The organism is Gordonia polyisoprenivorans NBRC 16320 = JCM 10675, assembly GCF_000241325.1.
Classification (GTDB): Bacteria; Actinomycetota; Actinomycetes; order Mycobacteriales; family Mycobacteriaceae; genus Gordonia; species Gordonia polyisoprenivorans.
On the sequence record NZ_BAEI01000031.1, the window covers coordinates 553826 to 576469 of the forward strand.

Consider the following 22644-nt stretch of genomic DNA (forward strand, 5'->3'; position numbering starts at 1 on the left):
CCATCGGGGGTGTACCGGACGTTGCTCGGTGGTCGAGGTGCGAGGCGCGTGCGCCGAGCCTCGAGACCCGGTGAGTCACAGCTGGTTCCATCCCACAGACAAAGAAGTCGTCACCGCGGGTAGGTGACAATCACCTGCCCACTCCGTCGGCTCCGCCACTCCACCCGCCGATCCAGAAAGAGCGTCGGCACCCACTCGGCGAGATGTTTGCGTTGATGATCGGCCCGACACAGCGGGATCAGATCACCGAGCACCGTCCACCCTCCGGCCTCGGGGTCGGTGTGGTTGAACGGCCGCCAATGATCGAGGTCGCACAGGTGTGAGGGCATACCGCAGTAGGGGTATCGGCACCAGGAGTCGTTGGCCAGCACCTCAGCGCGCAAGGTGGCGCTGGGTGCATAGGTCAATGCCCCAGGTGGTGGCACGGTGTGACCGCCGTGTCCAGTCGGATCCGCCGGCGGTGCCTGTGCGCGGTCGGAGATCTGCGGGATCAACGGTCCAGCCGTGCGCACGGATTCGGGATAATGGATGGTCTTCGCGACCTCGGACAGGGTGGCCGCGTAGTCGGGGTCGATCGGCCCGTACCCCTGCAACCGGGGCACGAGAATCCCGTCAGGGTCCTTCAACACCGTCAACACAGGTGCGCCGGGCACCACCAAAGCCCGCCCGAACGCCACCGGAACCTCATCCGGCCTCGGCTCATCCATGGGGTCGGGGATCTCGGGTTCGACGACCAGCTCCACCACATCGACAGGTTCCTGCGCCCGCGCATTGGAAGGGGCCGGCGCACTGGAAGGTTCGACATCCTCGACTTCAGGCGCATCCGCGTCAGCGGGTTCGGGCATCAGGTCGTCCCACTCTGCCGCGTCCTCGGCGTCAGAGGGTGTTTCGGCAGACCCGTTGCTGTCGGTGCCGCCACCTCGTTTCGGGCAATCATCTTGTCCGCATTCACAGTCGAGGTGCGCCCCCGGGACGCCGGTGATCTCACCAAGTGCGATCACCCGCAGCGACCCCACTCGACGCGGGTCCATGCGGCAGGTCCGTTCATCGATGAGCGCGTTGATCTGCGTTGTGAGAAACACCCCATAATGCGCGGGAACAACCGCACCCAGAGCGGAGTGCCCGGCAACGTCTGGGGTGATGGTCACGTTCCCCACCAGATCGGTGAGGGTGTCACGGTCCTCGATGACACTGTCGGGGTTCATCGAAATCAGTGCGGCGTCGAGTTGTTGCGACAGCACTGGGTCGGTGGTGGCGCGGGATCCGTAGTCCAGGACGATCTCTTCGAACGACATCTCCGATTCGTTACCGGACTCATCACCGGTGTCGGTGTCCGCGCCACGTTGGGCGGCGCGCGCCATGATCGAGGCCCGGTTGGTGGAGAGTTCCCCGTTCAGATAGGCGGCGCGGATGAGCGGGACCTTCTCCAACAGATCCGCCAGAGCAATCCAGTTGCCGGCCTTACTGCGAGAGATCTTGAACTGCAGAGACACTTCGGCGCGTGCGAGTTTGTCGGCGTGCTCGATCACCGAGCCCCACACCTCGACCTCGGACTGGCCCGCCAAACGCTCGCGATACACCCGCTCCGCCAGCGCGGCGGCAGCAAGCACCGTCCGGGCTTCGTATTTGCGGGACTCGCGTAGCAGGTCCGGGCCGGTCTCGGTGAGCTCATCGCGCGACATGGCTGTGATCGCGGCAGCGTCGGCATCCGGGTCGGTGAACGTCAACGTCGTCGACACCCGAAACCTCCCCTCCCACGATCGGACTTGATGAGAACAAGTGTACGAAGGGGTACCGACAAAACCGGTCCGACGATCGCCACACCGGAGAAATCTGTGGACAAGAATTTTCGCGCGCGTCGACTGGGGATCAATGTGGTTGCGATACTTGTCATCTCGCCGGGTCTCGAGGCTCGGCGCTAGCGCGCCGAGCACCTCGACCATCGGGGGAAGGGTCGACCATCGGTCAGGAAGCGGCCGTCGCCCGTTCCGATGGTCGAGGCCTCGGGACCCCTCTCGCCGGTGAGTATCCGGGCCACAGTGATCCGAAATCGGCAGCGGCAACAACGCTGCCCACTGTTACGTCGGAAAGACGCTGAGCTCACTCGCCGGTCCGGATTGCCGGCCCCACCTTCAGGGTGAAGCCGGGGATCGCGGCGAGTGGGACGTGGGCCTCATAGGTGCGGTCGTATCCGGTCGCGCAGATCCGCCAACCGTCTGCCGTGCGGCGGTAGGTGTCGTCGTAGAACGCGGCGCCGATGAGCATGAACTCGAAGTCGGGCACGATCACCCGATCCGACAGGTACCAGCGCCCATGCGCGATATCGCCGGACACCTCGATCTCCGGATGCGAGACGCGATGCTCGGTGATCACCCCGGGCCCCACCGACGTCCGCATGAAACCGACCAGTTCATCCCGAGCGGTGAAGCTCAGGGAGTCGCCGTACTCGCCGGTGACGTCGTCGGTCAGCGTGTCGGCGAAGGTGTCCCAGTCCTTGGTGTCGAGGGCACGGAGGTATCGGTACTTGAGCGCTTCGATGGCGGCGACGTCGTTCACCCTTCGAGGACTACCGCACCGTCATGGCCGACGACCCCGGAATCGCCGAGTTGATCAGCTTTTCCGGGCCGTCCCCGGCAGCACGCCGGCGTCGATGACCGCCTTGACGTACGGCCGGATCGCCTGCAGCGCGTCGTCGAGTTCGGGTCGGGCCCAGAACTGCTCACCGAGAGCATCGGTGGTGGCCTCGACGTCGTCGTAGAGCGCGGCACCTGCGGCGGTCAGTCGATGGCCGTCATCGGTGCGTTCGGCCAGACCACGTTCGACGAGCCGATCCACCGACGCCTCCCAGTCCTGCCCCGACCACCCGCGGGTGAGCAGCGTCATCTCCCGGCCCATCGACCGCCGGCGCACCGTCGGATCAGGAAGTGTGGCCTCATGGAAGACCGCGGCGTCGATGCCGTTGAGACCACTCACGACCAGTGCGGCAATGTGGTTGTCGCCGCGCCATTCTCGCAGTATCGCGACCGCGTGCCAGAGTCGGAGGTGCGCAGCGTTGGGAGCCGGCGACTCCGCCCACGCCGCGGCCAACGGACGACCTGTGTAGGGCAGCGTACGCCCGGCGTCGGCGAAGACATCGGCCAGACGAGCGATCTCCGGGTCGTCGGCGCGTTCGCCGAGGATGGTCCGCAATTGCTCGTCGAGCATCGTCCATCGCGCCTGCGACACCCGCTCGAGGCCGCACGCCACCGCCTTGGGCCAGCTCTTCGCGATCGAGGTGGGAGCAAAGTTGAAGAAGGCCGAGGTGACCACCGTCGGCGCGCACTCGCCGAGTGGTGCCCCGCGAGCACCGACATAGAACGCGTGCGGATTCAGGCCCGTGGCCTCCTGTGCGGCACCGAGACCGGGGTTGAAGTAGGCGAGGATGTGAAAGGGCTCGAGCGTCTCGTACGCGCGGCGCGCGTGCGAGATCTGGTCAGACGACATGCCTCACACGTTTGCCGCTGACCGGTCCGGGTGTCAAGACGAGGCCGCGAGTTCACTGCGCCCGATCGCGCCCGTTGCGGGTCGCCGGGCGATGTTCGTCGTCGCGCGGTATGCCGAGGTCGGCCTCGAGGTCTTCTTCGACGAGGGTGAAGTCGGCGTCGCAGAATTCGTTCTCGTTCGGGGACATCTCCAGACGCGCCTCGTCGTCGAACTCTTCTGCGCCGTAGTCCTCCTCGTCGAAATCCTCACGGCCGCGGCGCCATCCGCCCTTCATCGGTGGTGCCTCGCCGAAGTGGTCGGGATCACCGGATCCGTACCAGGCGACGAGAACGGCACCGACGACGGCGCCGATGAAGCCGACGACGGCCAGCCACCCCAGGCCGGGCTTGGCGGTGTCGCCGAGGAACAGCACTCCGACGAGACTCGGTCCCGCGGTCTCGCCGACCACGAGCACCGCGGTCACCCCGTTGACCGCCCCGAGCTGCAGGGCGACGGTTTGCACGAAGAACCCGCAGGCGCCGGCGACAGCGATGGTCCACGCGGCCGGGTCGAGCAGCAGAACCTTCAGGTCGAACGGGTGCACGCCGTCGAGGATGCGGACGGCGATCGCGATCACACCGAAGAGCAGACCGGCCATCGCGCCACCGACGATCGCGCCGTGGCGTCCGAGCCGGTACACACCGAGCAGTGCCAGAGCCGACAACAGGATCGTCGCCCCGAACAGACCCCAGTGGATGGTGTCGGCCTGGCCCTCGCCGGTGGTGTGTGAGGAGGAGAAGCCGAGCAGGCACAGCGAGAACACGACCAGCCAGATGGCGATCCAGTCGCGGGTGTGCAACGCGATGTTGAGCATGATCGTGCCGAGCAACGCCGTCACGACGAGATTCGCCGAGACGATGGTCTGCGACAGGAACAGCGGGAGGAACCGCGCGGCGACCGCACCGCCGGCGAATCCGACGATAACCATGACGGTGCCGAGGATGAAGGAGGGGTCGACGAGGGTCGACATGGTCGACTGCAGTGACGGGCCGCCCGCGGCATTGGTGCCGACGACGCCGTCCTCGCGTTCGGTCTGCGCGACCCGGCGCGCTCCGAGCGCTCGGAGCACCGTCGACATGCCGTAGGCAACGGCGGCCAGCGATGCCGAGATGACGCCGATCACGAACAGCATCGCCGCACCCCTTCCGCCCGACCGAACGTAGCCAACCTAACAATCCAGAGAATCCCAACGATGACCGCGGGTCCGCTATTCCATGTAATCCGCCTCCGCCCGCTCAATGCAATCGATTTGTACCCTTTGCCCGACTGTCGTCCCCTGGATCGGCGGCGTAGCGGTGTGAGGTGAGTATGCGGCAGGGGTCCGACAAACCACGGCGGCCCGGCAGCCGTCGCAGACGCCGGGGCGAGCACGCCTACACTCGCCCCGTGGCCTTCTCCGGTAAGCACATCCTGATGACCTTCGGCCGGTCCTTTCTCAGCCTGAACCTGGCGCGCCTGCTCGCGGCGGCCGGGCATCGGGTCACCACCGTCGACTCGATCCCGGTGGCGCTGACCCGGGTCTCGAAGGCCGTCGACTCGTTCCACCTTGTCCCGCCGCCCAAGTTCAAGCCGCAGGAATACTGCCGTGAACTGGCCAGGATCGTCGTCGACGAACACATCGACATGGTGATCCCGATCCACGAAGAGACCGACATCCTGTCGATGATGCGGGGACTGTTCCCACCTGACTGCGAGCTCTTCCTGTCCGATTTCGAACTCGAGAATCGGTTGCACAACAAGTACGACTTCCAGGAGATGCTCGTCGAGCACGGCATCGACACCCTGAAGTTCGCGCGGCTCGACGGTCCGGAGGACATCGACAAGCTCGATTTCACCGGCCCCTTCGCGGTCAAGAAGTGCTACTCGCGCGGCTCGCAGAAGGTGCACAAGGTGTATCCGGGCGATCGGATGGAGTGGCTCGATCACGATCCGAGCAATCCGTGGCTCGCGCAGGAGTGGCTGACCGGCGATCGCTACTGCACGTACTCGGTGGTGCGGGAGGGCAAGATCTTCGCGCACGCGACCTACCCCGTCGAGTACGCGATCGGTGGCAGCTCGTGCCTGTCCTTCGTCTCGGCGCAGCACCAGACGATCTTCGACTGGGTCGAGAAGTTCCTCGCCGACACCGATTTCACCGGGCAGGTCGGCTTCGACTTCATCGACCACCCGGAAAAGGGGCTGTACTGCATCGAATGCAATCCGCGTGCCACCAGCGGGATCATGATGTTCCGGCCGCACAATCGCGTCGATGAGGCGTTCTTCGGTGAGAACGACGAATTGATCGTCCCCGATGACGACGTGCACACCATGATCAAGGTCGGCATGACGATCTTCGGGTGGCGTGAGGATGCGCGGCAGGGACGAACCATGCGGCAGTACTTCCGGGACCTGCGCGGATTCGACGACGTCATCGGTGTGCGCGGAGACCGGCTGCCGGGTTACGCGCTTCCCGTCGCCTACCTCGGAATCGTGCGCAGCTGCCTGAAGTACCGGGTCGGCCTCGCGGAGGGCTTCATGCACGACCACGAGTGGGACGGGCACGTCATCTGAGGTCCGGCGGTATCCGACACCCGGCGGTGCTCGGCGCGCCGAATCGGCGGCGCTGTGTTTTTGTGTTCCGGTGACCATCCATCTCGGCCATCTGATCCACATCACCGGTGCCCCGACGCTGCAGGAGGCCCCCGCGGCGTTGGTCGACATCGCCGACGGCGCACTGGTGATCGACGACGCGACCGGCATCATCGTCTACAGCGGTCCGCGCGCCGGCCTGTCCGAGGACGCCGACGGCGTCACCGTCGACCATGGTGACGCCTACCTGATCCCGGGATTCGTCGACGCCCACATCCACTTCCCGCAGACCTATTCGCTCGACGCCTACGGGGGTGGGCAATTACTGGAGTGGTTGAGCACCTGCATCTTTCCCGCCGAGGCCCGGCTCGCCGACCCGAAGTTCGCACAGCGGATCGCCCGTGACTTCACCGCACGACGGATCGCCACCGGCACAACCGCGGCCATGGTGTTCGGGTCGGCGTTCGGCCACGCCCAGGACGCGTTGTTCACCGAGACCGCCCGGGTGGGGCTGCGACTGGTCAGTGGACGTGGAATCCAAACGGTCGGACCGGATTCCGCCGAGCCGCTGCTCACCTCCGAGGCCGACGCCATCGCCCTGACCCGCGCGGAGATCGAACGCTGGCATGGTGCCGATACCGGCGACCCGTCAACGTCGTTGTTGCACACCGCGATCGTGCCACGGTTCACGTTGTCGGTGACCACCCAGACGTTGCGGGCACTGGGCGAGTTGTATGCGGAGGTGGCCGATACCGGGGTGTATGTCCACACCCACCTCAACGAGAACAATCGGCCGGGCACCGGTGAGATCGATTCGGTGAAACAGCTTTTCGAGGTCGACACCTACCTCGACACCTACGACGGGAAGTTCCTGCCGGGCTCGGCGCACGGGGGAGAGAGTCTGCTGGGGCGTCGCACGATCCTGGCGCACGCCGTGCACTGCACCGACGCCGAACTGGATCGGATGGCGCAGACCGGGACGTCGATCGCGCACTGCCCGACCTCGCAGCTGTTCCTCGGATCGGGCACGATGCCGTGGCGCAGAACTGTCGGTTCCGGGGTGACCGTGGCGGCCGGAAGTGATTGCGGTGCAGGCGATGAGTGGCTGATCTCCCGCGTGCTCTCCGATGCGTTCAAGGTGCACATCTCCGAGCCGGGAGACGCGGGTGTGTCGATCCATCCGGCGCAGTTGTTGTTCACCGGAACGCTGGCCGGCGCGCGAGCTCTCGACGCCGAGGATCGGTTCGGCAACCTCGACGTCGGCAAGGAGGCCGACTTCCTGGTCATCGAGCCGTGGCGATGGCCGCCGCTGGAAGTGGTCCTTGCGAACGGGATTCGGGCCGACGACGCCGATCTGGCCCGCGAACAGGAGTTGTTCGCGTTGTTGATGGCGCTGCGTGAACCGGCGATCGCCGAGGTCTACGTCCGCGGCCAGCGGGTGAGCCCGGACGAGGGGTGAGCCCGGATAAGGGACCCCCGGCCGGTCGTGAATCAGCGGGCGGGAAGGGTGTCCGCGGGGACGGCGTCGTCGGAGTGCCCTGCAGATGGGGCGGTAACCCCGGACTGGGCGATGATGCCGACGAGTGCACCGATCCCCGCGGCGCAGGCCACGAGTACGAGCACTGCGGCGAGTGCGAGAAATTCCATGTTGGTCATGTGTTCCCATTGTCCGTGGCGAGGCCGTCACGTCCACTCACCAGCGCATAAGGTGTCCACACTCACCTGTCCGCCGCGGGTGTGATCTGGCGCGGATCGGCCCGTTTCGCTTCTCGGTATTCCAAGCTGAATGCGGCCGATCATGCCGAGTTCGTCGCCGCGATCGAGCGCGGGACGGTCTCGGCGATTGCCGAGTACTGAACTCGCACAGCGGCTCTCGTGAAGTATCTCCGCTGAGACACCGCACGGGCCGGACACGATTCGAGGGTCACTCGAGGTGTGTCCGGCCCGTGCGTTCACACGATGCGGCAGGGTTCACCCGCGCATCGGGCTGACTGTGATGCTCCGGCTGCAATACTCCGGCTCGGGTGTGCGCCGGTGTTACGGAGCCCAGGTCCGCGGTGCGGCGTCGGCGGTGTCGTCGGCAGGAGCGGTGACCCGATGGGCCCGGTTCACCGCGGACACCACGGCGCGCAACGAGGCGGTGGTGATGGACGAGGCGACGCCCACACCCCACACGGTCTCACCGTTGACCTGCGCCTCCACGTACGACGCGGCGTTGGCGTCGCCGCCGGCGGTCATCGCGTGCTCGCTGTAGTCGAGAACCCGGACGTCGAATCCGACCGTCGCCAGGGCGTCGACGAAGGCCGCGAGCGGACCGTTACCGGTTCCGCTGATCTCCTTCTCGACGCCGTCGACCTTCACGACTGCGGTGATGGTGTCGTCGCCGCCGTCGACCTCGGAGGCGTCCACACGCTGGCGCATCCGCTCGAGCGGACGCACCGGGTGCAGGTATTCGTCGGCGAAGACGTCCCACATCTCCTTCGGCGACACTTCTCCGCCCTCACCGTCGGTGAGTTTCTGGATCTCCCGGCTGAACTCGATCTGCAGGCGCCGCGGCAGGCTCATGCCGTGATCGGTCTTCATGATGTAGGCCACGCCGCCCTTGCCGGACTGGCTGTTCACGCGGATGACGGCCTCGTAGCTGCGTCCGACATCCTTGGGATCGATCGGCAGATACGGTACCGCCCAGGTGATGTCGTCGACGTCGGAGTCGTCGGCATCGGCGTCGACCTTCATCTGGTCGAGGCCCTTGTTGATCGCGTCCTGGTGGCTGCCGGAGAACGCGGTGTAGACCAGGTCGCCGCCGTACGGGTGACGTTCGGGGACATTGAGCTGGTTGCAGTATTCGACGGTGCGCCGGATCTCGTCGATGTCGGAGAAGCTGATCTGCGGATCGACGCCACGGCTGAACATATTCATGCCCAGCGTCACCAGGCAGACGTTGCCGGTGCGCTCACCGTTGCCGAACAAGCAGCCCTCGATACGGTCGGCGCCCGCCTGATAGCCCAATTCCGCTGCGGCGACCGCGGTTCCGCGGTCATTGTGCGGGTGCAGACTCAGGATGATCGAGTCGCGACGAGCCAGGTTGCGGCTCATCCACTCGATCGAGTCCGCATACACGTTGGGGGTGGCCATCTCCACGGTCGCCGGCAGGTTGATGATCATCGGCTTGTCCGGGGTGGGGGCGATGATCTCGGTGACCGCGTCGCACACCTCTTTGGCGTAACTCAGCTCGGTGCCGGTGTAGGACTCGGGGGAGTACTCGTAGCGCCAGTTGGTGTCGGGGTACTTCTTCTCCTCCTCGAGGACCCGGCGTGCGGCGTTGGTGGCGATCTCGGTGATCTTGCCCTTGTCGGCGCGGAACACCACGCGACGCTGCAGGACCGAGGTGGAGTTGTAGAAGTGGACGATCACGTTCGCCGCGCCGCGACACGCTTCGAAGGTCCGCTCGATCAGTTCGTCACGGCACTGGGTGAGGACCTGGATGGTGACGTCGTCGGGGATGGCGCCGTCCTCGATGATCTCGCGGACGAAGTCGAAGTCGGTCTGGCTCGCCGAGGGGAATCCGACCTCGATCTCCTTGTATCCCATCCGGACCAGCAGGTCGAACATGCGACGTTTGCGGGCGGGACTCATCGGGTCGATCAGCGCCTGGTTGCCGTCGCGCAGGTCCACCGCACACCACAGGGGTGCGCGGTCGATGACCTTGTCGGGCCAGGTGCGGTCGGGAACCGATACCGCCTCGACCTCGTCGGCGAAGGAGCGGTAACGGTGCACGGGCATCGCCGAACTGCGCTGCTTGTTCCAGACCGGCTGATCGGCGGGAATGGGTCCCGTGGGCTCGACGATACGACTCGCGCCCGAGGTGAAGGTGTCTGCTGCTGCCATCATTGGTCAATCTCCGAAAGTCAAAGAGGGAAGATGACCGGCGCATAAGAAGGCCCGCGACGGAGGGCCGGTCGATTCAGACCCCGCCGCGGCAACCGAGAAGGAGCGCGCGCTGCATGCGCTCGACAGTACTCCTGGTGGTCGCGACGGATCAACCACGGGGTGGCTCGCCCCTCGGTCGCCACCCGGCCGGGGCTTACGGTGCCGGGGGACCCAGGAGCAACCGGCGCTCGGTCAGCATCCCGACGAGCGTCGGGTCGAGCGATCGGCTCTGATCTGCACGCCAGCACCATGACAGTGTCTCGTATCCGACCTGACACACCGCCACGTGGTGGGCCCAGTGCTCGCGCGCCCATGGTGGTTCGTCGCCGGCCGCATCGGTCGCGGCCATCTCCGACTCGAGCAGGGTCCACTGCAGGTCTCGGCGGGCGATCAGCGATTCCGGTGCTCCGACGGGCACCATCGTGACCGTCTCCAACACGTGGTCGACGTCGACGAGTACGGCGTCATCGGCGCGGATGGCGCTGCGCCGATGCAGGTGGGCACCGACCAGCCACATCGAGGCGATCGCCAGAACCACGCCCACCAGGGTCTCCAGGAAACGATCGCGGACCGGGACGGTGATGTCGGCCGACGGGGTGCCCATGAGCATCGCCAGCGGCGTGATGAAGGTGACCGCCACCGCGTAGTTGCCGACGATCGTCAGCTCGATCAGCACATTGAGCACGGCGATGACGACGATGAGCGCGGGAACGCCGAGATCGAGCAGATGGAGGGCTGCGAAGACCGCAAGTCCGACGACGGTGCCGGCCAGCCGGTGAGCGCCGCGGATGACCCCGCGAATCCGATCGGGTCCCAACTGCAGGACGAGTACCGCGCCGAGGATCGCCCAGTCCGGCCGGGTGAGGCCGACGACGACCGAGATCGCGCCTGCACAGAACGCCGAGACGATCACCCGGCCGGTGGTGATCTGGGCGTGGCTGAACGGGGCCGTCGCCATGCGCAGGCGGTGAGCGACCGTCGGCCGACCCAGCGGCGGGGAGATCGCCAGCGGGTCGCGAGCGCCGTGCAGTCGATGCATCGACTGCCAGAGCTGTTGTGCCAAAGCGGTATTCGTCGCCGCTGCGTCGTGCAGCACGGTCCACGCATGCAGCGTCGACAGGGCGACGCCGTGCCGTCGGGCGCGATCGGCGCCACGATTGCCGTCCAGGTAGTCCTCCACCGCCGCCATCGCGGCAAGGGTCGCCGAGGTCTCCGGGCCGTGGGGACGCCACAGGCCGGGCGCCATCGCCACGATCAGGGAGCCGACGCCACCGGCGGTGGTGGCGACGACGAGCGGACCGAGATCGACGCCGTGGCGCGTCACCACGGACGCGACCGCCGCGGTGAGTATGAAGAAGAACGGACCGGGTGGTCCGAGGCGCAGCGCATTGACCCCGAAGGTGACCAGCGCTGCACCGCAGACCAGTAGTGCGACGATCACCAGATCCTCGGATGTTGATGCATCGGGTCCGGCCCACGCACCGAGCGCGCCGTATCCCGCGGACGCCGCCACCAGCAGGACTGCCGCGGTGAGCACCGCCCGCCACCGAACCCGGTAGGGGCGCTTTTCGCCGTACAGAGCCGCGAACCCGCCGAGGGCCGCGAGAAGTGCATCCCGCTCGAAACCCACGAGATACAGCGCCGCGGCGGGTATCGCGAATGCCAACCCGGCCCGCAGCGCCGCAGCCCATCGCCCGCGGATGTCGGGGACGGCGAAGAACGCGCGTCTGATCGACGGACGCGGGGGTGGCGCGGGGCGGGGGTCGGCGTGGGGCATCGCCGACTCACTCTAGAGCGCACGATCGCTGCGGTCACCGGCGATCAGCAGCACGAGGACAGCCGCCTCCCAACATCGGCTCATACGGTTGGCTCCAGTCGATCGCCGCTTCGAGTCGATCGCCGATGACATCAATCCCGAAGGAGTCGAGAGTCCCCATGCGTAAACACATCCGCCGCCCGGTGTTCCGTCGACTGTCCATAGGTGTGGTCGGTGTCGGCATCGTCACCGCCGCCGCATCCGGTGGCGTGGCCACGGCCGCGCCACCGGCCCCTGCTCCTGTCACCGCGCCGATCACTGCGCCTGTCGTTCAGAAGTAGAGCGCGGGTCGCGAGGCCTCTTCCGGTGGTCGAGCTACCCGCCCTACCCGATGGTCGTGACCCTTCCGATGGTCGAGGTGCACGGCGCCCCCAGGCGCCGGGCCTCGAGACCCGGTGAGACAACAAGCGTCCCAACCACATCGAGAGCACGACAGACGAAACCGCACCCCTTACCACATCCCACCGACAGAAAAGTCGAGCCGAAACACGTTGTCCACAAGCAGAATTGATCAAGAATACCCCTTGCATCGAACATGCTTTCGTGTAGACTGGAGCCATCACACCGATCAGCCACTGGGGAGGGGCTCATGATCGAATCCGCCGAAGCTCTTGACGCCGAGGCGATCTTCGCCGACATCGTCAGCCAACTCAGCGACCTGCAATGGAATCCGGACATGACCGGGCCACAGGCTTTCGGTGCGATGAAGCAAGTCCTGCTGCTCCGCAATCTGGTTGATCACCACGCCACCACCCTCACCGGTGAGATGGACCGGCTGGGCGTGGCCGATCACAAGACCACCCGACTGCGGGAGTTGTTGATCAGCATGGGTTTCGCACCGGCCGTCGCAGGTCGGTATGTGCGGATCTCGGCCACCACCGATGTGGATCTGTTGTTGGCGCACGCGGCGGATGGGTCCATCTCGTCCGAACACGTCGATGCCATCGTCCGCGGATTGGCGCACATCGACACCCGCTCCCCAGAACCCCTCGACACCGTGCAACGGTGTGAGTTCCTGCGGAAACTGCTGTCGCACTACTTCGCCGGTTTCACCCCCGCCGAGATCAATACCTACACGCGGCAGTTGGGCAACGAACTGGCGGCCGAAACGCCTGGCGGGTTGCCAGCTGCGGAGGACAAGACGATCAACTCCTACACCGACCGCATCACCGACGACGGCCGGTTGGAAATCTCGGCGAACCTCGACATCGTCGCCGGCGAGAAAACCAGAACTCTGATGGAAACCTTGTCGGCGCCCAAGCCCCAGCCCGACGGATCCCCGGATCCGCGAACACCCGAACAGATCTGTGCGGCCGCGTTCGAAACGATCGTGGAGTTGGCGGCACAAGGTTTGGCCGACACCACCTTCTCGGCGAAACCCACCAACGGACTGTTATGGACGTGGTCGGCGGACAACCCCGCGCTCGGCGGCGATTTACAGAACATGGGTGCCATCACCGAAGCCACCGCCAAGTAGTTGTCGTGTGACACCACCATCACCAAAATCATGCTCGACCCCAACGGGGTACCCCTCAGCGTCGGGGAAGCAAAACGCTTCTTCACCCCCGGACAACGGAAAGCCCTACTCGTGCGGGATCGCGGGTGCATCAAATGCGGAGCCCACGCCGGACGCTGCCAAGGACACCACCTCACCCACTGGAGCAAAGGCGGTCCCACCGACCTCGACAACGGCTGCCTACTCTGCACCAGCTGCCACGACGACGTCCACCACCACGGATGGGACATCATCATGGGATTCGACCGACACCCCTGGCTGATCCCACCCGCCAGCATCGACCCGAAACGACGACCGGTGCCGTCCTACCACCGCAGAACCATGCGACTCGACGACGCAGCAGCCTGACCCGAAGCGCCTCTACTACAGCCTGATTCCCCGCACCCGGCCCGGCCGGGACCGCATCTGTTGTTTGAGAACTCCATAGAGAATTCCCCACCCCCGATGGTCGAGGTGTCGTGCCCGTGGCCCGGAATCCCGTCGGCACAAGAGGTCTCGAGGCCCGGCGCCAGGGGCGCCGTGCACCTCGACCATCGGATGGGAACGGCCCGAGCATCATTGATCGACGGTCGAGGCGTGAGGCCCGTCGCTGGCGCTCCTCGGCACCTCGACCAACCTCGATCAGCGGGTGGGGAGGGCCATCGGGTGGGGAGGGTCTGAGTACCCGATCATCGGGCGGGAAAGCGTCAGCATCCTTCGACGGCGAGTTGTCTTCCCCCCGATGGTCGAGGTGCGAGCCGCGTGCGGCGAGCCTCGAGACCACCTGCGTTCGATCAGGGTGCGGGCAGGGCGACCGGTCGCGGCTCCCGCAGTCGGCCGTGAAGAGCGGTCAGCAGACGGGCGATGACGTCGTCGGCGACTGGGCGAGCTGGGTGGCGCACGCGCAATTCGAGACCGCTGTCGGAACGGGTGAACCAGAACTGTGCCGTGTCGGTCGACGTCACTGCCGAGATGTGTTGTGCGCCGGGAAGCGCAGGCCCGAACTTGCGATAGTCCAGGTACGACACCATGAAGATGTCCTCGGTGGGCAGATGCGGACGACACTGCGTCAGAACGTGATCGAGAGGTAGGCCGGCCAACTCCGAGGCGTGACGTAACCACGTGGTGGCACTGTTCGGGTCGCCGGCATTCACGACGACCGGGGCGTTGGACACCAGCCACCCGGCCGTGGAATGCCACCCGGATGTCCGAGGTCCCCGGGTGTGTATCGGTATCAGCGTCGCCAGGCGCTCCGGACCACCCACGTCGGCGACCGCGGCGGCCAGTGCCGACAGGATCGTCGCAAACGACGAATCCGGCAGCAAATCAGTGCATTCGGAGTCATCGAGCAACGGAACGACGACAGTTCGTTGTGGTGCGCGGCCGGCACCGAGGCACAGAGGAAACGCCGGAACGGCACCCTCGGTGAGAGCGAAGAAGTCGTGCCACACCTGCATGAGCCGCGTTGAGTCCGCGTCGTCGCAGCGGTTCGGTGACGACGCTGCGGCAGCGTCGGTCAGACAGCGATCGGCATAGCTGAGTGTCGGACGCCGCGGCGTCGTCGGGTCGATGTAGTACTCGCACAAGCGGCGGAGGACCAGGTCGATGGTGATCGCGTCGGCGTGCGCATGGTCGAACGCGCAGATCACCGTGTCGTCGAGGATTCCGAAGAAGACGCCGGGAACATCGCCGGCACGGCAACGCTGCGTGAGCAAGGACTCCACGAAACCGTGCCACACCCGCCCGACCACCCTGGGGCGGACCTGCAATTGCGTTGCGTCGAAAACGTCTTGCGTCGGGACCACCGATACGGTGAAAGACGCTCGGAGGGCATCATGTTCGCCGAGTAGGCGGGCCACCGCACCCGCGACCCTCGACGGATCGGGATGCGCGTCGGGGAGGGTGACCGTCCCGGCCAGCCATGCCCCGCGACCACTGCGCTGCGCCCGCAGATGATTGCCTTGATTGAAGCCGACGGGAAGCCCGCGGCGAGCGGGCGCGCCGACCCAGGTCACCGACAACTCGGTGAGGGTGCCGGTCAACTCGACCTGATCGATGGCGGTGACCCGCATCAGCCGACCTCCACGGTATCGGCCGCCACGGCGGCGGCGAGAATGTCTCGGAGCGTGCGAAACCAGCGGCTCACCGAGTCGGCGGCCACCGGGTTGTCGGGGCGCTGGGTGGTGATCCGGAGCCCGTCGTCATCGCGGGTGATCCACAACGACGCATTGCCGGTCCGGCCCTCGCCGGTGAAGACGAGGAGATCGGAGGTGGCCGGCGGTGCCGGAAACCACCGGAGATCCAGATAGGTCACCATCTGCGGGCTCGCCACGACGGCAGGGTCGATGGCACCTTCGGCGAGGAGAACACCCAACGCGGCATGGACCGGATCGTCGGCGGCCGTACGAGATCGGGCAAGTGCAGCGGCCGCGTCGTCGAGAACGTCCGCAAGCGTGTCGCCGGTCACCTCGAAGCCGAACGGTGTGAAATTGCAGAACCATCCCTGGGAGCCGGCGTACTCGTCGGCCCGCCTGGTGCTGACAACGGTTGCGGTTGCATACCATTCGGCGCCGGTCACTGCGCGCTGCGCGAGTCCGAGTGCCGCGTAGATCACCGCTGTCATCGAGGTGTGGTGCGCGGTCGCCAGCGCGGCGAGCCGGGCCGTCGTCTCACCGTCGGCGAGGTCATCGCCGTGGATGTACACGGGTTGCGGAATCACACCACAGGCGTCGGAGTCGAGGCCCAGAGGTAGTGGGAAGGCGGGGATCGTTCCGCCCGACCGTCCAAGAACCCGCCGCCATTCGGTCACACCCGGTGATAGCGGCGAGATCTGTGCTGCGCGAGCCGCTTCGGCGGCGACGTAGTCGAGAAAGCTGTCATGGGCATCGGTGACCAGCGGATTGTCGAGCGAACCACGGTAACGGGCGAGGATTTCGGCGATACCGAGAATCTGCGACGCACCATCACCGTAGGCGTGATCGATGCCGTAGTACAGATCGAACGATCCCGGACGCGCCACCGCACCGAACGCGCAGCCCGGCCACGAATCGAACACAGCCGCGTACGGAAGATGTTGTGCCAGAAGCTGATGCGGATCGATCTCGCCGAGTACTGACGCCGTGAACTCCACGTCCGCGACGTCGACGACGTAACGCGTGACCGCTGAGCCGTCGAGACGGAACGATGATCGCAGACCCTCGTGGGCACGGACGAACTCCGTCAGCGCCGTGGTCATTCGTTCGGTGTCGAGATCGTCGTGCACGGTGACGACGCTGCAGGTGAAACCGCGGTGCTCGCGACCGGCCTCGCGGTGCCGGAGCGTCGCGGAGATGTGGTCCTGCTGAAGGAAAGACGGACCCACCGGATGTGGCGGAGCGGCGGCCGCTGCAGCGAGCGACCTCTCCGACGGCGCCCAGCACACGACGTGACCGGCGGCGGGTGTCCACTCCCGAGCCGCGCCCAGTCTCATCGCCGCTCCGCTGAGCGCGTCGTCGACATGGTGCGCTCCGTCGGCGCGCCGGTGTCCAGCGCCAGTTCTCCGCGATCGGCGACCTCGAGCAGAACCGCCCGGAACTCGGCGAGCAAAGCGTGGATCGATGTCGTGGCGATCTCGTTGTTGGGGAAGCGAAGGGAGATGTTGATCCCTTCATGTGTGCGATTGATCCAGAGGTAGACCTCGTCGAGGTTGTGAATCCGGCTGCGTAGCGCTCGATCCCGATCACCCCAGGAGTCGGCACCGGGCACATGTCGGCCGTCGACGTAGGAGACCGCGAAGCGTGGCGCCTCGGTGATGCCGAGCAGTGACGCGATACGCGGATGCGGCGTGTGTGCGAGCGCTGCATGCCTACGCACCCCGCTGCTCACCGAAGTCAGGGCAGCACTGAAGGTTTCGGCGCCTTCGAGTGACAAATCGACCGGGACCAGACCGACGTACCAGCCGGCGGCGGCCAACGACTGCGGTTCGGTGCGCGTGTGCATCGGCATCACGAACCGGAACGACGAGTCGCCGGTGAGCCGTTGAATCGCGACCGCGAGTGCGGTGAACGCACCGCCGGACATCGACGCACCGTGATTCTTACAGGCCGCGGCGAAGCCCCTGGTCTCCTGCGCGGTCAGAAGCCACCGGGAAATGCTCGACTGCCATCCCGCGCCGTCGGCCACCGCCCCGGTGGGTTGCGTCGGCAACGGCAGGCGGGGCATCTGCAGCCGGCCATCGTCAGTGGTGAGGAAGCATCGCCACGCCTGCACGGCAGGGTGATCGGCGGTCATGGTTTCCGCGGCTTGGAATTCGCGCGCGCAGTGGTCGACGTACGAACCGCACGACGGCAGCGCCGGTGCCCGACCCTCGACGAGCGCCCGATGGATTTCACGGAACTCCGCGATGAGCAGCAGCTGGGTGTAGGCGTCCATCACCGAGTGATCGGCGGCGACGATGACGGTGACTCCTTTCGCCGCCTCGATCGGGCTGTCGGGCTCGATGGTGACAGCCACGACGTGCGGCCACCGCACGGCGCTCACCTCACGGGCGAAGAAGCGCTCGAGATGCCGGTCGACACCGACACCGGGCGGCGGGGCCTGCTGTACCCGCGCGGAGATCGTCACCGATTCGGCCACCGCAACCACCCGGGCGTGGGTGTCGCCGCGCCGGGTGACGGTGGTTCGGAACGCGTCGTGCCGAACGATCCATGCGCGCAGCACCGCGGCGAACACCGAGTGGTCGAAGTCGCCGGGTAACCGGAATGCGGTGCCGATCCACGATCCCAGACCGAGGTCGCCGGAGTCCGGCGCCGACTCCGAATTATAGAGGTGCGCAGTGTGATTGGGCGACAGCGGTCGATCGTCGGATTGCCAGCGGTCGGGTTCGACCGTCGGGATCCACTCGGTAATCCGGCCCGCAGGGACCGGATAGTCGGCGAGCTCTGTGTACTCCATGACATCCCCCGGGGTGACTAGACGGACGGACGGAAACGGCGTGCGCGCGGTCCCCGTTCCGTGCGTCAACGCCGTTGGGGAGAAAGGCTTCACATCTTCTGCAGCGGTGAACACGCGTCGACAGCACCCGTCCTCGGGCCGTCGGTGGCATGTGCCGACCGCCATCCCCAACCGCTGACGGTGACACAGGTATGACAGTAGGGCCGCCGCCGCGGGGTGACCAGTGGGGAGAGTGAGACATAGGTGACGTTTCGCCGGGCTTGCCGAATCCGTGGTTAGTGATGCAAAATAGCGGGCTTTCTCGTGATTCCTCACGGCGTACGGAATCCGGTGTGTCGTTGCTCCCCGATATCGACGCGACGGTCAACCGTGGTCGTTTCCATGCGAATTCGCTGATGTGACCCAGAACCCTCTGTATTGCCATGCTTCCGAACCTGACCTAAGCTCCGCTGGGAAGGACATCACGGGGGTCATGTTCGACGACGGTGGCGATGCTTGTGCTCGCCGATCAACGCTTTCCGGTGTGTTCTCCCGACGTTCATGCGATCCGGCACCGATGCCGGTGGTTCTGCCTCGCCGGCCGGCCATGACGCCGATCGGCTACAACACAAGGGATTACGGTGATCTCAGAGACGACCACCCGCGCGGTTCACGACGGCGCGCACGCCGACCATGCCCTGCCGACGCCGCGCGGTGACGGGCGGATTCTCTTGTCGGTGGTGATCCCGGTGTTCAACGAGGCGGACACCATCGGGACGTGTCTGGACCTGCTCATCGAGCAGATCGACGACATCGCCGAAATCGTTGTGGTCGACAATAATTCGACGGACGCCACGCGTGGGATCGTCGAGGAGCGAATGCTGCGGAGCCGTCGGATCCGGATTGTCGAGGAATCCACACAAGGTCTTGTGCACGCACGAAATGCCGGCATGGACAGCGCGACCGGTGACGTCATCGCCCGCATCGACGCCGACACCCGGATTCCGTCGGGGTGGGCTCAGACCATCGTGGAATTCTTCGAAGCGGATTCGCAGGGCCACTGGTCGGCGTTGTGCGGCCGGGGCGCCGCCTACGGGTTGCCGTTCGAGGGTTCGATGAGCCGGATCGTCCGGCTGCTCGGGCCCGCGGTACGGCGCCTGCGTCGCGACCGGACGACCGTGCCGGAATCATCCGAACCCCGGGAGATACCCGTCCTCTACGGATCGAACATGGTGGTCCGGCGCGAGGTGTGGCAGGTGATCCGTACCCGCGTGAGCATGCGCCGCGACATCTTCGAAGACGTCGACATGGGTCTGTGTGTGCAGGACATCAATGGGCGCAACGCATTTCTGGCATCGCTGACGGTGGGGGTGTCACCGCGGCGGATGGAAACCGGTGTGTCGGCCTTCGCCGAGTACATGAGTTTCCTGCCGCGGACGCTGCTCCTGCATCGCCGCTACGGGCTGGCTGCCGGTGCGGCGTTCGGCTATCTGCCGCCGGTCATCGTCGTCCATGCCGCGCGTCTGGTTCTGATCCGTGCCTATGACGCCGACGCCGGCACGTTCTCGGTACGCAACCTCCTGCGCACGACGACCGAGCGCGGCCTGCCATGACGGCGCCGGCCGCGACAACTCCCATTGCGACCGCGCCCACCATGTCGGGTCCTGCGGTGACACCGGTTCCGCGGGTGAGCGGGCCGGACGAGGCGTTCCTGCTCGCCGAGGAGAAACTCGGCTATGGCACATCCATCCAATACTGCTGGGTCCTCGACGACGACCCCGGAATCGGTGCCGTCGAACGGTTCGCCGAGCAGCTCAGTCATGGACTGCTCCATCGCAGTGTGGGGCCTCGCCGGGTGCCGGGAGCGCAACGTCGGTGGTTGCGGTCACCATCTGCGCCACAGGTGATTTCCGGCGCCCGTATCGATGATGCGGCCATCGGGGCGTGGGCCGACGAGGTCCTGCGGGCCGCCGATCTCCGGCCGTCTCGCGGACCGGCGTGGCGCCTGCACACCACCACCACGACGCGAGAGCGCCGCGTCGTGGTGCTCCTGGTCTCGCACCTCGTCGCCGACGGCGAGGCCATCATGCGCGCGATCGTGGCAGCCGCGGACGGCGAGGTCGCCGAGTTGCCGGCACCGCGCAGCGCCCGAGGGGCCCGGGCCATGCGCGCCGACCTGCGCGACAGCGCACGCCAGGTGCGGGCAGCAGGGCGGTCGGCCCGGGCGGCGGTGCGTTCGGCGCGGCAGAAACGTCGGTCGGCGGTCCCCGCGCCGACAGCGGGAAACAACTCGGCTGCACCGACCTACGATCCCTACCGCGCGAGCCTGGTCACCGTCGACATCGATCGTGACCGATGGCATAGGTGCGCGAAGGCTCACGGCGGGACCGGCAACACCTTGTACACCGCGGTCACCTGCGGCGTGGTGCACAGGTCGGGAGTCCCTGTCGGAGAACAGCTCCGCGTGAGCGTCGCGGTGAGCAAGCGTGGCGGGCCCGAGGACCAGCGCGCGAATGCCTCGGGCGGGGTGTGGCTCCGGATCGACCCTCGGCACCGTTGGCCCGGCGACCTGGGATACCTTCGGGCACTGAGTCGAGAAGCGTTCGCCGCCTATGCGACGTCGGGTACCGACGTTCCCGACGACCTGCAGGCGCTGGTCCGGGTGATGCCACGCCGTGTTCTGGGTGCCGCGCTGCGCAGTGTTCCGGCACCTGACGTCAGTGTGTCCAACCTCGGGGTGCTCGACGAGAAGGTCCGCGCGATCGGCGGTGTGCCGGCATCGTCGTTCCTGCTGCGGATGCTCGTGCGCGACCGCGCGGGCCGTGATCTGGTGGTACCGGGCCCGGGTCTGTCGACGTGGATCGTCGAGTACGGCGACCGCATCACCATGACGGTCGCCGGTTTCGTGCCCGAATACCACGGCGACAGTGCACAACTCGCGGCAGTGGTCGGTGACGAGTTGTCCGCCTGGGGTCTCCCGCACAGGTTCTGGTGACATCAGCGGTGATCCACACAACGATGCGTACCGGCGCGCCCGACGCCGCGCACCTGGTCTTCCTGCTCTACGGCAGCCGAGGCGACGTCCAACCGGGCCTGTGTCTCGCTCTGGAATCGGCACGCCGCGGACACCGTGTCACCGTGGCGGTTCCGCCCAATCTGGTGCCGTTGGCCACCGCGGCCGGGGTCGGGGAGGTGGTGCCGATCGGCGCCGACACCGATCGGCAATGGACCTCGGACGAGGCACTCGACGCCCAGCGATCGGCACATCCGTTGCGTCAGGCGAAGTTCGCGATCGACACCGCACGCGCGGGCATCGCGGCGTTCGACGACGCGATGATGACGACATTTCTGGGCGACGATCCCACGATCACCGGCGTCGACGCCCTCATCGCCGCACCGCTGTGTCAGGCCCGAGGGCTGGCCGTGGCCGAGCGACTCGGTGTGCCGCTGACGGTGCTGCGGTATGCGCCGATGTCGGAGAACGCCCTGATCGGGCCGATTCCCGGGGTCACCGACGGGTGGACTCCGCAGTGGACGCGCCGGGCGTGGCGAATTCACGATGGCGCGGTGTGGTCGGTGATGAGGCACGGCGAGAACCGCTTTCGACAACGAGCAGGACTACGCCCCGTTCGCACGTCGTGTGCGCAGCGCCTGAATCTCGCGCAGATCCCCCAGATCCAGGCCTACGATCCGGGCATCGTGCCCGGCCTCGCCGAACAATGGCGGACGGGACCGTCGATCAAACCGGTGGTCGGGTTCCTCGATCTGCCCTCCCATGCGCGTGCGACGCTCGACGAAACCTCCGGAGCCGATGCCGATCTGGTGCGGTGGCTCGACGCCGGGGAGCCGCCGTTGTTCGTGGGCTTCGGGTCGATGCCGATCGCCGATCCGGCGGCGACGCGCGCGATGATCGCCGCGGCCGCCCGGCGCCACGGCATGAGATGCGTATTCGCCGTTGGTGGTCGGTCGGGGGCGCAGGGTGTTTCCTCGGATTCCGGGGTGTCATCCGGCGCCGACGAATCGTCCGATAGCTACGACGTGGCCGCGGTGAATCATTCATGGCTGCTGCCGCGGTGTTCTGCAGTGGTGCATCACGGGGGCGCCGGAACCACCGCAGCCGGTCTGCGTGCCGGCATCCCGGCGATCGTGTACTCGTTCACCGCCGAACAGCCGTTCTGGGCCGGCCGGATCGCCGACCTCGGGCTGGGCACCGGGCGGCGCTTCACCCGGCTCACCGCCGAGACGATGTTCGACGACCTGACGGTTGCGCGCAGCGAGTCCGTCCGCACCGCCGCAGCCGCATTCGCGGCGACGATGATCATTTCGGATCGTGCGGTGCGCACCGCTGCCGACATCGTCGACGCGCGCCTGCTGCAGGGAGTTGCCGGATAACCGCGGTCTG

At 66.6% G+C, this 22644-nt stretch carries 16 protein-coding genes and 1 pseudogene; 7 read left to right on the top strand and 10 right to left on the bottom strand.

Going from position 1 to position 22644, the window contains the following annotated elements:
• Positions 1-110 precede the first annotated feature (110 nt).
• The 4 genes from GOPIP_RS09805 to GOPIP_RS09820 all read right to left on the bottom strand — a co-directional run bounded on the left by GOPIP_RS09805 (position 111) and on the right by GOPIP_RS09820 (position 4654).
• A complete protein-coding gene (locus tag GOPIP_RS09805) occupies positions 111-1739 on the bottom strand; it encodes an HNH endonuclease signature motif containing protein (protein WP_006369494.1) in 1629 nt (542 codons plus the stop codon).
• A gap of 361 nt (positions 1740-2100) precedes the next feature.
• Complete coding sequence (locus tag GOPIP_RS09810; RefSeq protein WP_006369495.1) at positions 2101-2556, bottom strand: nuclear transport factor 2 family protein; 456 nt, start codon at positions 2554-2556, stop codon at positions 2101-2103.
• A 54-nt stretch (positions 2557-2610) separates the two neighbouring features.
• Entirely contained in the window at positions 2611-3483 is an 873-nt protein-coding gene (locus tag GOPIP_RS09815; RefSeq protein WP_006369496.1) for an SCO6745 family protein, read from the bottom strand.
• A gap of 52 nt (positions 3484-3535) precedes the next feature.
• The gene (locus tag GOPIP_RS09820) at positions 3536-4654 is read right to left on the bottom strand and encodes a DMT family transporter (protein WP_006369497.1); all 1119 of its coding nucleotides are present in this window, start codon (positions 4652-4654) and stop codon (positions 3536-3538) included.
• A gap of 254 nt (positions 4655-4908) precedes the next feature.
• Between GOPIP_RS09820 and GOPIP_RS09825 the strand changes: the two genes are divergently transcribed.
• The gene (locus GOPIP_RS09825; protein WP_035727580.1) at positions 4909-6072 is read left to right on the top strand and encodes an ATP-grasp domain-containing protein; all 1164 of its coding nucleotides are present in this window, start codon (positions 4909-4911) and stop codon (positions 6070-6072) included.
• A 70-nt stretch (positions 6073-6142) separates the two neighbouring features.
• A complete protein-coding gene (locus GOPIP_RS09830) occupies positions 6143-7549 on the top strand; it encodes an amidohydrolase family protein (protein WP_006369499.1) in 1407 nt (468 codons plus the stop codon).
• 32 nt (positions 7550-7581) lie between these two features.
• Here GOPIP_RS09830 and GOPIP_RS29035 read toward each other — a convergent pair whose 3' ends face one another.
• From GOPIP_RS29035 to GOPIP_RS09840, 3 genes are all read right to left on the bottom strand, one after another.
• Positions 7582-7746 carry a hypothetical protein gene (locus GOPIP_RS29035; RefSeq protein WP_006369500.1) on the bottom strand — a complete coding sequence of 55 codons (165 nt, stop codon included), beginning with the start codon at positions 7744-7746 and terminating at the stop codon, positions 7582-7584.
• Positions 7747-8127: 381 nt separating this feature from the next.
• Entirely contained in the window at positions 8128-9978 is a 1851-nt protein-coding gene (leuA, locus tag GOPIP_RS09835; RefSeq protein ID WP_026920375.1) for a 2-isopropylmalate synthase, read from the bottom strand.
• Positions 9979-10174: 196 nt separating this feature from the next.
• The gene (locus tag GOPIP_RS09840; protein WP_006369502.1) at positions 10175-11797 is read right to left on the bottom strand and encodes an FUSC family protein; all 1623 of its coding nucleotides are present in this window, start codon (positions 11795-11797) and stop codon (positions 10175-10177) included.
• Positions 11798-11955: 158 nt separating this feature from the next.
• On the opposite strand from GOPIP_RS09840, the gene GOPIP_RS29040 reads away from it, so the two are divergent.
• Positions 11956-12117, top strand: a complete 162-nt coding sequence (locus tag GOPIP_RS29040; RefSeq protein ID WP_155828416.1) for a hypothetical protein — start codon at positions 11956-11958, stop codon at positions 12115-12117.
• Positions 12118-12425: 308 nt separating this feature from the next.
• Positions 12426-13700: pseudogene (locus tag GOPIP_RS09845) on the top strand (HNH endonuclease).
• A gap of 425 nt (positions 13701-14125) precedes the next feature.
• Here GOPIP_RS09845 and GOPIP_RS09850 read toward each other — a convergent pair.
• From GOPIP_RS09850 to GOPIP_RS09860, 3 genes are read right to left on the bottom strand one after another with little or no spacing between them, the layout of a single operon-like run.
• A complete protein-coding gene (locus GOPIP_RS09850) occupies positions 14126-15403 on the bottom strand; it encodes a hypothetical protein (protein ID WP_006369505.1) in 1278 nt (425 codons plus the stop codon).
• Positions 15403-16800: a condensation domain-containing protein gene (locus GOPIP_RS09855; protein WP_006369506.1), complete on the bottom strand. Its 1398-nt coding sequence runs from the start codon at positions 16798-16800 to the stop codon at positions 15403-15405. Before GOPIP_RS09855 ends, GOPIP_RS09850 begins: the two co-directional genes overlap by 1 nt.
• On the bottom strand, positions 16797-18263 hold the full coding sequence (locus GOPIP_RS09860; RefSeq protein ID WP_006369507.1) for a condensation domain-containing protein: 1467 nt from the start codon (positions 18261-18263) through the stop codon (positions 16797-16799). Before GOPIP_RS09860 ends, GOPIP_RS09855 begins: the two co-directional genes overlap by 4 nt.
• A 620-nt stretch (positions 18264-18883) precedes the next feature.
• Here GOPIP_RS09860 and GOPIP_RS09865 point away from each other — a divergent pair.
• The 3 genes from GOPIP_RS09865 (at position 18884) to GOPIP_RS09875 (ending at position 22634) form a co-directional block, all read left to right on the top strand.
• Positions 18884-19855, top strand: coding sequence for a glycosyltransferase family 2 protein (locus GOPIP_RS09865; RefSeq protein ID WP_006369508.1), 972 nt, complete (start codon positions 18884-18886; stop codon positions 19853-19855).
• Between the two features lie 74 nt (positions 19856-19929).
• On the top strand, positions 19930-21237 hold the full coding sequence (locus GOPIP_RS09870; RefSeq protein WP_240524093.1) for a hypothetical protein: 1308 nt from the start codon (positions 19930-19932) through the stop codon (positions 21235-21237).
• Between the two features lie 23 nt (positions 21238-21260).
• On the top strand, positions 21261-22634 hold the full coding sequence (locus GOPIP_RS09875) for a glycosyltransferase (RefSeq protein WP_006369510.1): 1374 nt from the start codon (positions 21261-21263) through the stop codon (positions 22632-22634).
• The last annotated feature ends 10 nt before the right edge of the window (positions 22635-22644 follow it).

Coding starts and splice junctions, on each gene's coding strand:
- GOPIP_RS09815 (WP_006369496.1), bottom strand. CDS start 3,483: ATGTCGTCTGACCAGATCTCGCACGCGCGCCGCGCGTACGAGACGCTC.
- GOPIP_RS09875 (WP_006369510.1), top strand. CDS start 21,261: ATGCGTACCGGCGCGCCCGACGCCGCGCACCTGGTCTTCCTGCTCTAC.
- GOPIP_RS09855 (WP_006369506.1), bottom strand. CDS start 16,800: ATGAGACTGGGCGCGGCTCGGGAGTGGACACCCGCCGCCGGTCACGTC.
- GOPIP_RS29040 (WP_155828416.1), top strand. CDS start 11,956: ATGCGTAAACACATCCGCCGCCCGGTGTTCCGTCGACTGTCCATAGGT.
- leuA (WP_026920375.1), bottom strand. CDS start 9,978: ATGGCAGCAGCAGACACCTTCACCTCGGGCGCGAGTCGTATCGTCGAG.
- GOPIP_RS09840 (WP_006369502.1), bottom strand. CDS start 11,797: ATGCCCCACGCCGACCCCCGCCCCGCGCCACCCCCGCGTCCGTCGATC.
- GOPIP_RS09860 (WP_006369507.1), bottom strand. CDS start 18,263: ATGGAGTACACAGAGCTCGCCGACTATCCGGTCCCTGCGGGCCGGATT.
- GOPIP_RS09820 (WP_006369497.1), bottom strand. CDS start 4,654: ATGCTGTTCGTGATCGGCGTCATCTCGGCATCGCTGGCCGCCGTTGCC.
- GOPIP_RS29035 (WP_006369500.1), bottom strand. CDS start 7,746: ATGACCAACATGGAATTTCTCGCACTCGCCGCAGTGCTCGTACTCGTG.
- GOPIP_RS09850 (WP_006369505.1), bottom strand. CDS start 15,403: ATGCGGGTCACCGCCATCGATCAGGTCGAGTTGACCGGCACCCTCACC.